This is a genomic window from Microvirga sp. 2MCAF35 (genome assembly GCF_052115545.1).
Lineage (GTDB): Bacteria > Pseudomonadota > Alphaproteobacteria > Rhizobiales > Beijerinckiaceae > Microvirga.
In genome coordinates this window covers 12,425-28,211 of the sequence record NZ_JBFRGW010000024.1, presented here as the reverse complement: position 1 = coordinate 28,211, position 15,787 = coordinate 12,425, and the positions used below count along the sequence as shown (strand labels likewise).

The 15,787-nt window shown below is 64.5% G+C and carries 14 protein-coding genes; all 14 read right to left on the bottom strand.

The features are described from left to right. Window positions 1-90: 90 nt before the first annotated feature. The 14 genes from AB4097_RS13570 to AB4097_RS13505 all read right to left on the bottom strand — a co-directional run bounded on the left by AB4097_RS13570 (window position 91) and on the right by AB4097_RS13505 (window position 15,450). A complete protein-coding gene (locus AB4097_RS13570) occupies window positions 91-1,839 on the bottom strand; it encodes a M14 family zinc carboxypeptidase (protein ID WP_442040348.1) in 1,749 nt (582 codons plus the stop codon). Beyond that, window positions 1,836-2,693 (bottom strand): ABC transporter permease, encoded by an 858-nt coding sequence (locus AB4097_RS13565; RefSeq protein ID WP_442040346.1) that lies wholly within the window; start codon window positions 2,691-2,693, stop codon window positions 1,836-1,838. The genes AB4097_RS13570 and AB4097_RS13565 overlap by 4 nt, the downstream gene beginning before the upstream one ends. Before the next feature lie 4 nt (window positions 2,694-2,697). Next, a complete protein-coding gene (locus AB4097_RS13560) occupies window positions 2,698-3,618 on the bottom strand; it encodes an ABC transporter permease (RefSeq protein WP_442040344.1) in 921 nt (306 codons plus the stop codon). 107 nt (window positions 3,619-3,725) lie between these two features. Next, window positions 3,726-5,252, bottom strand: coding sequence for an ABC transporter substrate-binding protein (locus AB4097_RS13555; RefSeq protein WP_442040342.1), 1,527 nt, complete (start codon window positions 5,250-5,252; stop codon window positions 3,726-3,728). 27 nt (window positions 5,253-5,279) lie between these two features. Next, window positions 5,280-7,160 (bottom strand): ABC transporter ATP-binding protein, encoded by a 1,881-nt coding sequence (locus AB4097_RS13550; RefSeq protein WP_442040340.1) that lies wholly within the window; start codon window positions 7,158-7,160, stop codon window positions 5,280-5,282. Between the two features lie 171 nt (window positions 7,161-7,331). Further along, a complete protein-coding gene (locus tag AB4097_RS13545; RefSeq protein ID WP_442040338.1) occupies window positions 7,332-8,597 on the bottom strand; it encodes an aminopeptidase in 1,266 nt (421 codons plus the stop codon). 83 nt (window positions 8,598-8,680) lie between these two features. Continuing rightward, entirely contained in the window at window positions 8,681-9,787 is a 1,107-nt protein-coding gene (gene modC, locus AB4097_RS13540) for a molybdenum ABC transporter ATP-binding protein (protein ID WP_442040427.1), read from the bottom strand. Further along, window positions 9,787-10,482, bottom strand: a complete 696-nt coding sequence (modB, locus tag AB4097_RS13535) for a molybdate ABC transporter permease subunit (protein WP_442040336.1) — start codon at window positions 10,480-10,482, stop codon at window positions 9,787-9,789. The genes modC and modB overlap by 1 nt, the downstream gene beginning before the upstream one ends. After that, window positions 10,479-11,294 (bottom strand): molybdate ABC transporter substrate-binding protein, encoded by an 816-nt coding sequence (modA, locus tag AB4097_RS13530; RefSeq protein ID WP_442040334.1) that lies wholly within the window; start codon window positions 11,292-11,294, stop codon window positions 10,479-10,481. The genes modB and modA overlap by 4 nt, the downstream gene beginning before the upstream one ends. A 64-nt stretch (window positions 11,295-11,358) precedes the next feature. Continuing rightward, the gene (gene msrQ / locus AB4097_RS13525) at window positions 11,359-12,003 is read right to left on the bottom strand and encodes a protein-methionine-sulfoxide reductase heme-binding subunit MsrQ (RefSeq protein WP_442040332.1); all 645 of its coding nucleotides are present in this window, start codon (window positions 12,001-12,003) and stop codon (window positions 11,359-11,361) included. Beyond that, window positions 12,003-12,971 (bottom strand): protein-methionine-sulfoxide reductase catalytic subunit MsrP, encoded by a 969-nt coding sequence (msrP, locus tag AB4097_RS13520; RefSeq protein ID WP_442040330.1) that lies wholly within the window; start codon window positions 12,969-12,971, stop codon window positions 12,003-12,005. Before msrP ends, msrQ begins: the two co-directional genes overlap by 1 nt. A 61-nt stretch (window positions 12,972-13,032) precedes the next feature. Beyond that, window positions 13,033-13,704, bottom strand: coding sequence for an N-acetylmannosamine-6-phosphate 2-epimerase (locus tag AB4097_RS13515; RefSeq protein ID WP_442040328.1), 672 nt, complete (start codon window positions 13,702-13,704; stop codon window positions 13,033-13,035). 10 nt (window positions 13,705-13,714) lie between these two features. Further along, a complete protein-coding gene (locus tag AB4097_RS13510; RefSeq protein ID WP_442040326.1) occupies window positions 13,715-14,569 on the bottom strand; it encodes a carbohydrate ABC transporter permease in 855 nt (284 codons plus the stop codon). Beyond that, the gene (locus AB4097_RS13505) at window positions 14,566-15,450 is read right to left on the bottom strand and encodes a carbohydrate ABC transporter permease (protein WP_442040324.1); all 885 of its coding nucleotides are present in this window, start codon (window positions 15,448-15,450) and stop codon (window positions 14,566-14,568) included. Before AB4097_RS13505 ends, AB4097_RS13510 begins: the two co-directional genes overlap by 4 nt. Window positions 15,451-15,787: the final 337 nt, after the last annotated feature.

Below are 15,787 nucleotides of genomic sequence, written 5' to 3'. Positions count from 1 at the left end.
TGGCGCGACTCGGCTTGTTCCAGAAAGGAAAACGGCCGGAGAAGCTCTCCGGCCGTTTGTGTCTTTAGAGAATCAACTCGGAACGGAGCGCTAGACCTGCGCCGCCATGATCGATGCGAAAGCCTCCTCGGCGGCGATGACGGTCGCCATCTGGACCGTATGGGCGAAGCGGTAAGCATCGCCGTAGATCGTCTCGTCCGGGAATTCCGTGATGAGGGTCAGGGGCGATGGATGGCGCTCGTCCGCGGTGATCAGGCACGGAATGTCGTTGATGATCTCGTAGGGCGTTCCGCCGGAATGGATCGAGCAGATCTCGACCTGGCGGCGGTTGAACTCGGCCAGCCCCGGCACGGCCGAGAGGCCGGTCGTTACCGCTTCGACCAGGGTTCGCGCCGTCTCGCCCCATGAGGGATGGTGCCGCATGACCAGGAAGAAGCCCTTCGGGATCGACCAGAGCTCGAAGCCGCGCGGCAGATAGCCGGTAAACGGCCGCGTCCATTCATGGGCCGGGTAACCGTGGAAGTTGAGGTGCAGCTGGGCGCCGGACAGTTCCAGCGCCTGGTTGCGCGCGCCGATCTCATAGACCGGCTCCTTGCGCCCATATTCGAGATCGCATCCGAGCGAGGTGTAGCGTGCTGCATGGTGCATGTGGCGCGGATTGCTCTCGCACAGCCGCCCGTGGAGCGCATAGCCGTCGGGATTCTCGACCGGAACATAGGCGATGTTGGCATCAGGATTGGCCAGCAGGCGCTGCACGGCTCTCAGCGTTCCCACCGGGGCCGAGGTCTCGTTGGCGTGCTGCCCGCTGGTGACGAGGACGGCCGGGCGTGAGCCGGTCCGGTAAAGGCCCCGCACGGGACGTCCCTCGCGGGAGATCCCCTCGAAGGCTTTTCCGGGAAGCGCCGCGAGTTCGCGATAGATCTGCTCGAGCCCGGGCGCGGCATCGGCCGTCTCGATGTCCTGCTCCGGTCTTGCCGGGTTCTCGGGCGGCCCGAAGGCGCGCAGCGTCACGCGAACATGCGCATCGCCGTTTCCGGCGCGGATATCGGGCACGATCTGGCCCGGCTGCACGCTCCGGTCCTCGGGCGGACGGCCCGACTTGCGCTTGAAGAATTCGAGCAGCGAGAAATAGAAGTCCTCGTGCAGCGCCTCGCGGGTGCTCATGACCTCGTCGCCGTAATCGAGCGGGCGCTCGATGCCGGGAATCGTCACGTCGATGGCGATGGTTTCCGCATAAGGCTCTGTGTCGGGCCATTCATGGGCTGCCACCGCCGCCATGACCGAGTGGAAGACCTGTTCGATCTCGGTCTCGAACGGCGCGTCGAGATCCCGCGCTCCATCCGGTCGCTCGGTAACCCTCAGCCAGCCGGTCGGCGTGAGATCGTCCTGATCGAGATGATTGTGGCTCAGGCAGTTCGGGGCGAAGACCGCATGCTCCGCCACATGACCGTCCTGGTATTCAAGCGCCACATGGTAGGTCATGTCGGCGGCGCCGGGTTCGAAATGGGCCTCAACGCCACCGAGGAGCGCCGCCAAAGGATAGGCCTCCGAGAGGAAGCGGAGCGGGTCCGCTTCCTCGTGCACCGGATAATGCACGGTGACGCGCTTCAGGTTCCCGGTCTCGAACTCTTCGAGGAAGGCATGAACCAGCGGCTTGTAGGCACTGCGCAGCCGTGCCCGGACGCCCGCTTCCGCCAGCACGGCTTCCGCCGCGCGCCGCGCCGCCTCGTCCTCGAAGAGCCAGGCTTCGAGCATCGCGCCGCGGTGGTCGTTCCTGGCCCAATCGCGCAGGAGAATATCGAGAGTGCGCGAGATACGCTCGTCGAGCAAAATCGTCATCGTGATGTCTGTCCTGTCGGATCGAGAAGGTCGCGCAGCCAATCGCCCAGAAGGTTCAGGCCGAGCACGGTGAACATGATGGCAAGTCCCGGAAACACGCTGACCCACCAGGCCGTCTGCAGATAGGTGCGTCCGTCGGCCAGCATGCCGCCCCAGCTCGGGATAAGGGGATCGACGCCGAGACCGAGGAACGTGAGGCTGCTTTCGAGAAGGATGTTGTTGGCCACGTTGAGCGTCATGAGAATGACGATGGGACCGAGCACGTTGGGCAGGATGTGGGTGAAGATGATGCGCCCGTTGCCGACCCCGATGGCGCGGGCCGACAGGATGAACTCCCGGTCTCGCAGAGCCAGCACGGAGCCGCGCACGAGCCGCGCGTATTGCACCCATTGGGCGACGATCATGAAGAAGATGATCTTGTCGACGCCAGTGCCGAGAATGGCGAGGAACATGATGGCGAGCAGGATGAAGGGCAGCGCCAGCTGAATGTCGGCGAAGCGCATCAGCAGAACCTCGGCGATGCCGCGGTAGTAACCGGCGACGAGGCCGACGATGGTCCCGACGATCACCGCTCCCACCACCGAGAGAACGCCGACCGTCAGCGAGATCTGGCCGCCGACGATCACCCGCGCCAGCACGTCGCGGCCGAGCGGATCCGTGCCGAGGGGATGCGCGAGATTCTGGAACGGCGGCGTGAGCCGCGCCATGAGGTCCATGCTCTCGCCGCCATCCGGAAACAGGAAGCCCGAGAACAGCACGGCCAAGCTCATGCCGGCGGTCAACAGGAGGCCGAGAACGAGTTCGAGCGAGCGGAAGTGCCGGCGCGCCGACGATACAGCCTGAGCGGCAGCCATGGGCCTACTCCGTCCGGATGCGCGGGTCGATCAGCCCATAGGCGATGTCGACCAGGAGGTTGATGAGAACGATGAAGAGCGCGAGCACCGTGATCGTGCCCTGCAGCACCGGGTAGTCGCGATTCGAGATGGCGTCGAAGGCGAGCGTTCCCATGCCGGGCCAGTTGAACACGCGCTCGATGATGACGATGCCGCCGATGAGGCCGCCGAACTGCAGGCCGATATAGGTGACGAGCGGAATGGCCGAGTTGCGCAGGGCGTGCTTGTAGAGGACGACGCGGTCGCGCAGGCCCTTGGACCTCGCCACCATGATGTATTGCTGCGAGAGCGTCTCCAGCATGGAGGTGCGCACGAGGCGCACATTCGTGGCGGTGAGAATGATCGCCATGGTCAGCGCCGGCATGACGAAGCTCTCCGGCCCCTCCATGCCGCTCGGCGGCAGCAGGCCGAGCACGATGGAGAACAGGAGCACCATCATGATGGCGAGCCAGAAATTCGGAAAGGACAGACCGACCAGCGACAGGATGCGGATCATTTGATCCGGCCAGCGCCCGCGATTGACCGCCGCATAGACGCCGAGAGGCACCGACAGGACGATGGACACGATCAGGGACGTGAACGCCAGCAGGAGGGTGGCCGGCAGGGCATTGGCGATGAGCATGGAAACGGGCGTTCCGCCCATGAAGCTCGTGCCGAAATCGCCCATCGTCATGCCTTCGAGAAAGTCGAGGTATTGCACGAAGAACGGCCGGTCGAGCCCAAGCGCCTGCCGGATGTTCTGCAGGTCCTGCTCGGTCACGTTGCCGCCACCCATGAGCATGATCGCAGGATCGCCCGACAGCCTGATCGCGAAGGAGACGATCAGAGTCACTGCGAGGACCACGAAAACAGCCTGCAACAATCGTTTGAGGATGAAGCCCGCCATCGGGTGGCCCTTCTTGCTCTCGGAAAAACGGCCCCGCAGATGCGGGGCCTCATCGTGAATCTCAGCGCCTCGGACAGGCCCGAAGAGATCGTGTCCGAGGCGGGTTCTTACTCCACCGTCGTTTCCGTGAAGCGGAAGCGGCGGTCGGAGGGAGCGTCGAAGTTCTTCACCCGCTTGTTCACGCCGTAGAGCGTGTTCTGGTTGTAGAGGGGAATCTCGAGCGCCTGATCGGCCACGTAGCGGGCGATCTCCTGGAGAACCTTCTCACGCTCCTTCACGTCGTACATCGTGCGCTGCTTCTCGAGCAGGGCGTTCAGCTTGGGATCGTTGTCGTACGGGTTCCACTTCTCGCCCGAGTGATACATCAGGTAAGCGGTGTTGTCGTAGTCGAAGGTCCATCCGCCCCAGGCGTTGTGCCAGGCTTCGCCGGTCTTGCCGTTCGGAATGATGTCGTTGAGCAGAACCGGGGGCTCATGCGGCTGGAGCGAGGGCTTGAGGCCCAGCGCCTGGAGGAAGCCGGCGGCGGCCTGCGCCACCTCGCGGAAGGTCGCGTCGTTGCCGCGGAAGTCGATCCGCACCGGAGCGCCGGCGGGAACCTTGGCCTGCTGCAGCATCTGCTTCGCCTTGGCGAGATCGAAGGGAAGCGGCTTCATGCTTGGATCATAGCCGAAGGACAGGTCGGACTGGAAGCTTGCGATCGGCTTGGCGTGACCGAGGAGCACGGCCTTGATGATCGCGTCGCGGTCGATGCCCATGATCAGCGCCTTGCGGACGTTCACGTCCTTCGTGATGCCTTCCTTGGTGTTCAGGCGCAGCGCGACGACGGTCGGGCCGGTGATGCTGATGAGGCTCAGGTCGGGGCTTTTCTCCACTGTCGGTGCAAGGCCGAACGGGATGAGCGTCGCCACGTCGATGCGGCCGGCCTGCAGCTCGGCCACCTGGGTGTTCGCCTCGGAGATGAAGCGCGTCACGACCTTGTCGAGCTTCGGCGCGCCGCCCCAATGCTCGGGGAAGGCTTCGAGCGTGAGGCTGACCTTCGGGGTGTATTCCACGAACTTGAACGGCCCGGTGCCGACCGGGTTCATGTTGAAATAGGCGTCGCCCTTTTCCTGAATATACTTGGGCGGCACGATCATGCCGCCATAGCCGGCGAGCTTGGTCAGCAGGACGGGATCCGGCTGCTTCATGACGAAATCGACCGTGTTGTCGTCGACGACTTCCACGTGATCGATGGAGTTGTAGTTCGACTGCTGCGGCCCCTTCTTGCCCTCCTCGCCGAGAAGGCGGTCGAAGGTGAACTTCACGGCCTCGGCATTGAACGGCTCGCCGTTGTGGAACTTCACGTTCTGGCGCAGCTTGAAGCGGATCCGGTTGTTGTTGTCGAGGAACTCCCACGACGTCGCAAGGCCGGGCTTCAGCTTCATGTCCGCGCCGCGCGCGGTCAGGCCGTCGAAGATGTTGTTGGCGGCGGACGACCAATCGACCAGGAACGTGTCGATGGGATCCCAGCTGCCGGGATCGATGGCAACCGCCGTGGTCAGCGTTCCGGCGGCCTGGGCGCCGGATGCCATCAGCGGCGCCAGCGCGACGGCGGCCGTCAGGCCGAGGGCCTTCATCGTAGCAGAGAACTTCATTGTGTTGTCTCCCTTATCATTCGCTTCTCAAGCAGCCCCACGGAGCTGATCGGTTTCGATGGCAACCCAATGGCCCGGCTCGACCTCGCGCATGCGATGGATGGCGGGCTCCTGCCCCACAGGGCGCACGGGGCTCGGAATCTCGCCCTCGATCCGCGTCTTGGCCCGCTCCCGCTGCGGATCGGCGATCGGCACCGCCGAGAGCAGCTTGCGGGTGTAGGAATGCTGCGGGTTCTCGAAGATCGCCCGACGGGTGCCGAGTTCGACGATCTGTCCGAGATACATCACTGCGACGCGATGGCTGATCTTCTCCACCACGGCCATGTCATGGGTGATGAAGAGATAGGACAGCCGCTTTCGCTCCTGCAGCTCCATAAGCAGGTTGACGATCTGCGCCTGAATCGACACGTCGAGCGCGGACACGGATTCGTCCGCGATCACGAGCTTCGGATTGCTCGCAAGCGCCCGTGCGATGCAGACGCGCTGCCGCTGGCCGCCCGAGAACTCGTGCGGATAGCGCTTGGCGTGCTGCGGCTGCAGGCCGACCTGCTCCAGCAATTCGTGTACGCGACGGTCCCGCGCCTTGCGGTCGTTGATCAGGCCATGGACGATGATCGGTTCCGCAATGCTGTAGCCCACCGTGTGGCGCGGATCGAGCGACGCGAACGGATCCTGGAAGATGTACTGGATTTCCTGCCGCAGGCGCCGCCGCTCGCCCTGGCTCATGGCGGCCATGTCGCGCCCGTCGAAGCGCACGGTGCCGCCCGTCGGTTCGACGAGCTGCTGCAGCGTGCGCCCGATGGTGGACTTGCCGCTGCCGGATTCGCCCACCAGAGCCAGCGTCTCGCCGGGATAGATGTCGAAGCTCACCTCCTCCACCGCATGGACCCGGTGGGTCACGCGGCCGAAGAAGGTCTTGCCCACATCGAAGCGCGTGGTGAGCTTGTCCACCTGGAGGATCGGCTTCGTGTAATCGGCGGTGTTCTGCTCATGGGTCTCGCCGACGGGCTTGGCGACGCCGCCATCCATCACCATCACGGGCGTGCGCTTCGGGAAAGGCTGCCCCTTCAGGCTGCCCAGGCGCGGCACGGCGGACAAAAGGGCTCTGGTATAGGGATGCTGAGGCGCGGCGAAGATGTCGCGCACCGGCGCCTGCTCCACCTTCTCGCCCTTCCACATCACCACCACGTCGTCGGCCATCTCGGCCACCACGCCCATGTCGTGCGTGATGAAGATGACGGCGGTGCCCATCTCCTGCTGCAGATCGCGGATGATGTTGAGGATCTGCGCCTGGATCGTAACGTCGAGGGCCGTCGTCGGCTCGTCGGCGATCAGGAGCCTCGGGTTGCAGGCGAGCGCCATGGCGATCATCACGCGCTGGCGCATGCCGCCGGAGAGCTGGTGCGGATAGCGGTCGAGGAGCTTGTCGGCGTCGGGCAGACGCACCTTCTGCAAAAGCTCCTTCGCGCGCTGGCGTGCGTCGCGTCCGCCCAGGCCCTGATGCAGGATCAGGGTTTCGGAGATCTGGTTGCCGATCGTGAAGACGGGATTGAGCGACGTCATCGGCTCCTGGAAGATCATCGCGATGTCGTTACCGCGGATCTCCCTGAGCCTGGCATCCGATGCCTTGACGAGATCGAGCGCCTCGCCGCCGTCGGGACGAAACAGCACCTGCCCGCCGGTGATGCGTCCGCCCGTGTAGTCAGTCAGGCGCATGATCGCCAGGGAGGTGACGGATTTGCCCGATCCCGACTCGCCGACGACCGCCAGGGTCTTGGCCGGCTGCACATCGAAGCTGACGTCCTTGACGGCCCTGAAGGCGCCCTCCCCCTTGCCGAACTCCACCGAGAGGGAGCGAACCGACAGGAGGGCTTGGTCCTGAGACCTACGATTGGCAGTATCCGACATCCATCCATGCTCGCGAGACGGCCCCGAGCTTAACTTGCATAAGCCCAGTACCTCTTTGATACCTGTCTTCCATCACAGTGACGGACCCGGTCCGTCAAGGTCTGTTTGCGTCGGATCAGGCAATCTCCGGCGTCATGGGTGCCGAAAACGCTGCGATACGCCAGACTTTCGTTATGACGTAACCCACTCACCGCCGCGCATGAGCGGCTCGGCCCTGCCGTCCTGCGTGATGCCGTCCACGTCGATCCGGTCGGAGCCGATCATCCAATCGATATGGATCAGGCTCTTGTTGGAACCGCGCGAGGCGAGTTCCTCCTCGCTCATCGTCCCGCCGTCGCGGATGCACTTGCTGTAGGCTTGGCCGAGCGCGATGTGGCTGGAGGCATTCTCGTCGAACAGGGTGTTGAAGAAGAGAAGCCCGCTTTGCGAGATCGGCGACGAATTGGGCACGAGAGCCACTTCGCCGAGGCGGCGTGCGCCCTCGTCCGTATCGAGAACCTTGCCCAGCACGGCCTCGCCGGTGCGCGCCCTGCTCTCCACGATCCGCCCAGCCTCGAAGCGCACCTGGATGTCCTGGATCAGGGTGCCGTTGTAGGAGAGCGGCTTGGTGCTGGTCACATGCCCGTCCACCCGGTCCTTGTGGGGCGTGGTAAAAACCTCTTCGGTCGGGATATTGGCGTTGCAGACGACGCCGTTCTTCGCCCGGGTCGAGCCGCCGTTCCATTCGTGCCCGTCGGCGAGGCCGACGCGCAGATCGGTGCCGGGGCCGCGAAAATGGAGCGCGGCATAGTTTTTCCCGTTGAGCGTGCGCGTGCGCGCCTGGAGGTTCGCGTTGTGGGTCTCCCACGCGGCGATGGGATCGGGCGTATCGACGCGCGAGGCCGAGAAGATCGCCTTCCAGAGCTTGGCGACGGCCACGTCCTCCGGATCGTCCGGGAACACGGTCTTGGCCCAGGCGGGCGTCGCGGCGGACACGATGGTCCAGTTGATGTCGAAGCCGGCGATCATGTTGAGAGCCGGCATGTAGGCCTTCGAGCGCGCCCGGTTGGCGCGGGACACCTTCTCCGGATCCTCCTTGGCGAGCAGGGACGGATCCTCGCCGACGACGGCGAGCCGCGCCGCACCGTTCCTGTAGGCGGCCGCCATGCCCTCGTAGAGCCAGGCCGCAGCCGTGTCGAAACTCTCGTCCCGGGCATTTCGGAAGCGCATGAGCGCGCTCTCCTCGTCGGAGAAGATCGTCGTGACGAGGGAGGCTCCGGCCTTGTAGGCATGTTCCGTGATGCGCCGCACGAGCGCGACGGCCTCGAGCGGCGCCGTCACGACCAATTCCTGCCCGGGCTTCAGCCCCAACCCGACGCGCACGGCGACTTCCCCCAAGCGGTCGAGAAGCTTGGCATGGGACGCGGCATCGGTCGGGCTGCGGAATTGTTCGTTCATGGTCTTAGGCTTTCGAAGCTGGAAACATTGGCCGAAGAGGCTACACGGCTCTGCCGCCGACGCAACCTCGACGGGCGGGAATATCACATATCCTGCGGCGCCACGGTCCCGAGAGCCTCCGGATCGAAGGCGATGCTCTTGATGATGGCATGAACGGGAAGCCCTGGAACAAGGCCGAGCTCGGTCACGGATTTGCGGGTCACGCGGGCGACCAGCCCGTCCCCGTGACAGTCCAGCATCACGTCGACGCTCGGCCCGCCGGCGTCGTCGATGGAGGAAACAAGTCCTGGCAGGACATTGAGCGCACTTAAACCCTCGGGCCTGTGCAGCGAGAGGATGATGTCGCGGGCCCGCAGGCGCACACGCAGAGAGGTCCCGACGGGGCGGTCGACCCGCGGGACGGTCAGAGGACCGGCCTTTGCCTGAAGGATCGTCAGACCGTAGCCGTCCTCATGTCTCAGGACCCGGGCCTCGACCAGGGCGCCGGCTTCGGCCGGACCGGCTTGCGCGAAGAGATTCGTATGCCGCAGGATTTCCGATGCGGTGCCCGATGCCGTCACCCGGCCTTCGGACAGAACGACAATCGACGTTGCAAGCCTTGCGATCTCGGCCACGGAGTGGCTGACGAGAACGATGGGCACCGCGCCTTCGTCGCGCAGCCGCTCGATATAGGGATAGATCTCGGCCTTTCTCGCTTCGTCCAAAGAGGCCAGCGGCTCGTCCATGAGCAGCAAGTGCGGGTCGGCCAGAAGCGCCCGCCCAATGGCGACCCGCTGCTTCTCGCCGCCCGACAAGGTGGACGGCCGCCGCTCCAGCAGATGCCCGATGCCGAGAAGATCGGCCACATGATCGAAGCTCGTCGTCCTTTCCGGCCGGGGCGTGAACCAGCGGCCGAAGAGCAGGTTCTGGCGCACGTCGAGATGCGGGAAGAGGCGCCCCTCCTGAAAGACGTAGCCGATCCGCCGCCTGTGCTTGGGCACGAAGACGTTCTTCTTCGTATCGAGCAGCACGCGATCCTGCACGACGATGCGGCCATGTTCCGGCCGGACGAGGCCGCCGATCGCATTCACGATGGTCGTCTTGCCGGAACCGGACGGCCCGAACAGGGCCGTCAGCCCGCCGCCGGACTGGAAGCGCGCCTGCAGCTCGAACCCGCCCTGCTCATGCCGGATATCGACCCCGAGGATCATCACGCATGAACCCGCGAGCGCGCGCGCCGGGCCAGCCATTCGGACATCCAGAGCGCCGCGATGGAGATGACGATGGACACGAGCGTCAGCCGCATCGCGCCGCTCTCGCCTCCCGGCACTTGCGTATAGGCATAGATGGCGCTCGGGATGGTCTGCGTCTCACCGGGGATGTTGGACACGAAAGTGATCGTCGCGCCGAACTCGCCCATGGCCTTCGCAAAGGACAGCATCATGCCGGCGATGAGGCCGGGAAGGATCAGGGGCAGCGTCACGACCGCGAAGACCCACACGGGATGCGCGCCCAATGTGCCGGCGGCGTCCTCGAGCTTGCGATCGACCGAGGCGATGGACAGGCGGATGGCACGCACCAGAAGCGGAAAGCCCATGATGGCGCAGGCGAGCGCGGCTCCTGTCCAGCGGAACGACAGGACGATGCCGAACTGCTCGGCAAGAAAGGCCCCGATGGGTCCACGGCGGCCGAAGCCGATGAGGAGAAACCAGCCGACCACGACCGGAGGCAGCACGAGCGGGAGATGGACGATCACGTCGAGCGCCTGCCGTCCCCAGAAGCGGCCGCGTTCCAGCAGCAGCGCGATGGCGATGCCGGGAACGAGGCTTGCCGTCATCGCCACGAGGGCGACCTTCAGGCTGAGGCGAACGGCCGTCCATTCCTCGAGAGACAGCCAATCCGTCACGAACCGGAGGCCGCCTTGCCGACGAACGTGAAGCCCTGCTTGTCGAAGAACGGCCTGGATTTGTCCGAGCGCAGGAAGGCCAGGAACGCCGCGGCGTCAGTATTGGCGGAATCCTTCGTGAGCGCGACCGGATAGACGATCGGGGGATGGCTCTCTTCCGGGAACGTCGCGACGATGCTCACATTCGGATCGGAGACCGCATCGGTCCTGTAGACGATGCCGAGCGGCGCCTCGCCACGCGACACGAGCAGGAGAGCGGCGCGCACGTTGTCCGCCTGCGCGACCTTGTCCTTCACGCCGGCCCAGGCGCCGAGATACTGGAGCGCGGCCTTGCCGTATTTTCCCGCCGGCACAGCATCCACATGGCCCATGGCCAAGCGATTGCTGCCGAGGATAGCAGCGAAATCGATTCCGGGCTGGAGCGCAACCTGCATGGTCGAGCCCTTGGCCGCGACGAGGACAAGCGCGTTGCCGAGCAGGCTGACGCGGCTCTCCGGCCTGATCAGACCCTTCGAGGCCAGATAGTCCATCCAGTCGAGATCGGCGGAGAAGAAGAGATCCGCCGGGGCGCCGGCCTCGATCTGCTTGGCGAGGGCATTGCTGGCCGCGTAGGAGATCGTGACCCGCTTGCCGGTCTCGCGCATCCAGGCGGCGCCGGCGTCGTCGAGCGCATTCTTCAGGCTGGCCGCGGCGAATACCACGACGTCCCTGGTCTGGGCCGAAGCACCGCCGACCAACGCGAAGCCTGAGAGAAGCAGCCCGAAGACCAGCGTCTTCGCAAACTTTCCGATCGAAAGCCCTTTCGAATGCATTCTCTGTCTCACGCTTGGCGGTGGCCCACCCGGTACGGCTATCCTAACGAAGCTGGCGGCCCTTTCAAGCGGCGCGCCGCCGGGGAGACGGCTTCCTCACCATCGGGCGGAGCAGCCGATAGCCGAGCAGCACGGCCACGATGGCCGCATAGACGATTGGCTCGGTCGGCCAGGATTTGACCACCAGCAGGAAATGCAGCGCCGCCCCGATGGCCGCGAGATAGACCAGGCGATGCAGCTTTGCCCAGGCCTGTCCCCCCATTCGCCGGATCGCGGCATTGTTGGAGGTCACCGCCAGGGGAATGAGTATGACGAACGTCGCCATGCCGATGGTGATGTAAGGCCGCTTCACGATATCGGCCCCGATGGCCGCGAGATCGAGTCCCTGGTCCAGCACGAGATACGTGGTGAGATGCAGGGCGGCATAATAGAACGCCAGCAGGCCCAAGGCCCGGCGGTAGCGCAGCAGGTTGACGTTGAAAAGCTGGCGCAGCGGGGTGATCGCCAGGGTGGCGATCAGGAAGCGCAGGGCCCAAAGACCCAGCGCCTGCTCCAGATAGCGCATCGGGTCGGCCCCGAGGCGATCCTCGATGCCCGCATAGAACAGCCAGACGGCCGGGATGAAGCCGACGATGTAGACGGCGATCTTCGGCACCTGAGGCAGGACGAAGCCTTTCCTCCCGCCCTGAACGGAGGCTCGTCCCGCCATCAGTAGAGCTTCCGCAGGTCCATGCCGGTGTAAAGGCTCGCCACCTGCTCGGCATAGCCGTTGAACATCAGCGTCGGGCGGCGTTTCGCGAACAGGCCGCCCTCGCCGATGCGCCGCTCGGTGGCTTGGCTCCAGCGGGGATGGTCCACATTCGGGTTCACATTGGCGTAGAAGCCATATTCGCTCGGCGCCTGCTTGTTCCAGGAGGTCGCCGGCTGCTTGTCGACGAAGCTGATCCGGGTGATCGACTTGATGCCCTTGAAACCGTACTTCCACGGAATGACCAGCCGGATCGGCGCGCCGTTCTGGTTCGGCAAGGTCTCGCCGTAAAGCCCGACCGCCAGGATGGTCAGGGGGTTCATGGCCTCGTCCAGGCGCAGTCCCTCCACATAGGGCCATTCGAGCACCGGAAAGATCGAATCCATGCCCGGCATCTCCTCGGGCCGGAAGGCGGTCTCGAAGGCGACGTATTTCGCGTTGCCCAGGGGCTCCACCCGCTTGATCAGGTCCGCCAGCGGGAAGCCGACCCAGGGGATGACCATGGACCAGCCCTCGACGCAGCGCATGCGATAGATGCGCTCCTCCAGGGCCGACGACTTGATGAGATCCTCGACGGCGAATTCGGCAGGCTTGCCCACCATGCCGTCGACCTTGACCGTCCAGGGCGAGGACTTGAGGCGGCCGGCCTTGGCCGCCGGATCCTCCTTGCCGGTCCCGAACTCGTAGTAGTTGTTGTAGCTCGTGACGTCCTCGCGGCTCGTCTTCTTCTCGTCCGTCGAGAAGGGGCTCTTGGCGGCGGACAGGGGCGCGGCTTCCAGGCCTCTGGGAAGGGCCGCGGCCAAGGCCAGCCCGGCAGCGCCCGTCATCCATTGGCGGCGATTGAAATACACCTCGCGAGGGGTGATTTCGGAGGGCAGGATATCGTCAGGGCGGCGGATCAGCACGGCATCACCTCGTTTGGGACCCATTGTGAATGGGTACACCCGAGAACGCCAGAAGTAGTCTCACGTTTCCGTTACAAGTTTTCATTCAATGCTGGACGGCCTGAACGAACCGCCTGGTGATCTCGCGCGGGTTCGTGATGGCAGTCCCCACTACCACCGCGTGGGCTCCACGCTGAAAAGCTTCCGCAACGAGATCAGGCGTATCGAACCGGCCTTCCGCAACGACCGGCACAGGAAGTTCCACAACGAGAGCCGACAGAAGCTCCAGATCGGGCCCTGGGCCCTTGCGGGACGCCGTTTCCTCCGTGTAGCCGGCAAGCGTCGTCGCGACATAGGTCGCACCTGCCGCATGGGCAGACCGCCCCTCCTCCAGGGTGGCGATGTCGGCGAAGACCTCCCGGCCGAGTTCCGTTCGAATGCGTCCGATCAGGCGCTCCACCGGATCGCCGTTGCGCGGGCGCGGCGTGGCGTCGATGCCGATGATGTCCGCGCCGGCTTTCGCGATCTGCTCCGCCTGCGCGAAACCCGGCGTGATGTAGACCGGAAAGCTTTCGTCCCACACCTTCGAGATCCCGATGATCGGGAGCCTCGTCACGGCGCGGATCGCCGCCACATCGGCCTCGCCGTTGGCGCGGATGCCTTTCGCGCCGCCTGCCTCCGCAGCCTGCGCCATGGCGGACATGTAGACGGGACCGTGCAGCGGGTTGTCGGCCCGGGCCTGGCAGGAGACCACGAGGGCGCCTTTCGGGATCAGCATTATCCGTCTCCTACTTCACGGCGCCTGCTGTCATGCCCTGGATGAACTGGCGCGAAAGGGCGATGTAGAGCAGCGTGATCGGCGCCGCCGCGATGGTGAGACCCGCGAACAGCATGCCCCAATCGGTGGTGTATTCGCCCATGAAGGAGGTCAGGCCCTGCGGCAGGGTCTTGCGGCTATCCGTCTGGATGAAGACCAGCGGGAAGAAGAAGTCGTTCCAGATCGGCACCGCATTCTGAATCGCGGCAATCGCCATGGGGGGACGCGCCAGCGGCAGCATGACCGACCACATGATGCGGGGCTCGGACGCGCCGTCGATGCGAGCCGCGTCCTCGAGCTCCGCCGGCAGGGTGCGCAGGAAGCCCGCCATGATGAACACGGTCGAAGGCAACCCGATGGCCGTATAGGTGACGATCAGGCTCCAGCGGCTGTCCAGAAGTCCAAGGTCGCGCAGCAGGATGAAGAGCGGGATCACGGCGAGCTTCAGGGGCAGCATCAGCCCTGCCAGGAAGAACAGCAGGATGAACGTGTTGGTGCGCGACTCGTAACGCGCCACCGCGTAGCCCGCCATCGTGCCGAGTACCAAGATCAGGATGATCGAGGTGCCCGTCACGAGGACCGAGTTGACGAAGTAGGTCGGCATCGCGGTTTCGCCGAGCACCTTGGCGAAGTTCTGAACTTGCGTGAAATCCGGTAGCGCGAAGGGATGCTCGAAGATCTCGCCCGTCGTCTTGAAGGCGGAAAGGACCATCACCACGACCGGATAGAGCATGATGAAGGAATTCGCGATCAGGATGACCTGGGCGAGCAGGACGAAGGGGATGGCTTGCCGCGTGGCCGGCGTATCGGACGTGATGGCGGTCAAAACTGGATCTCCCGACGGCGCAGCCACAGGGTCAGCATGGACGCGAAGACGACGATGAAGAGGAAGAGGAGCGTGGCCAGGGCCGAACCCATGCCGAAATTCTGGATGCTGGCGCTCTGGTTGCCGAAAGCCGTGCGGTAGAAGACGAGGCCGAGCACGTCCGTGGAGCCGAAGGGCGAACCGTCGAGGCCGACCATCACATAGGGAATCTCGAACCAGTTGAACGCGCCGATGAAGAGCAGCGTGAAGAGGATCGTGGTGCTCGGTGCCACCAGCGGCCACACGATGTTCTTCAGAAGCTGCCACTCGTTGGTGCCGTCGAGCCGCGCCGCCTCGATGACCTCCGGCGGGATGCGCTGCATGCCGGCGAGATAGACGAGCGCCGGGAAGCCGACGAAGTGCCAGGCATTGGCCAGGATGAGCGCCCCCAGGGCGGTCGAGGAATCACCGAGCCACGGCTTGGCCCATGAATCGAGCCCGACCGAATAGAGGGCCTGATTGATGATGCCGAAATTCGGATTGAGAAAAAGCTTCCAGAGAAAGCCGACGATGATCGTCGACAGCACCACCGGCACGAAGACCGCGATGCGGTGGAAGCGGAAGCCGAAGGGCTCCTTGTAGAGAAGCCAGGCGAGGAGGAACCCGCCGCCGTTCTGGATGATCATCAGCGCAATCAGCGCATAGACGTTGTGCAGGAAGGCGTTCCACACCACCGGCGCCATGGTGGCGCCGAACAGCACTTCCTTGAAGTTCTTCAGGCCGACGAACGGCCCGCGCGCCAGTCCCTGCCAGTCGTAGAAGGCATAGGCGAAGGCCGACAGGATCGGATAGACCACGAACAGCGACATGAAGACGATGGGCGGGACGACAAGGAACGCCACCCATAAACGGTGCTTCAATGTGCGGGGCTGTTGGCGCGAGGCTTGCATGTGTGAAACCTTACGGGGTGAACGTCTGACAAAACACCGACCTCCTCAGAGGCTGACCGAGCATTCACCTCCGTCGTCATCACCGGCCTTGTGCCGGTGATCCCGATTGGTAAAGCGCAGCGCTTCACAGTATCGGGATGGCCGGGACTAGCCCGGCCATGACGTAGGAGGGAATGACACCCAAAGTTTGCCTACGAAAGGCTGGTGAGGCTTTTGTCCTTGCCTTGGGCCTGCCTCTCAGGATGAGGGCTCTCGTGGCATTCTGCTGGAGCTCGAGCGGCGGCGAACG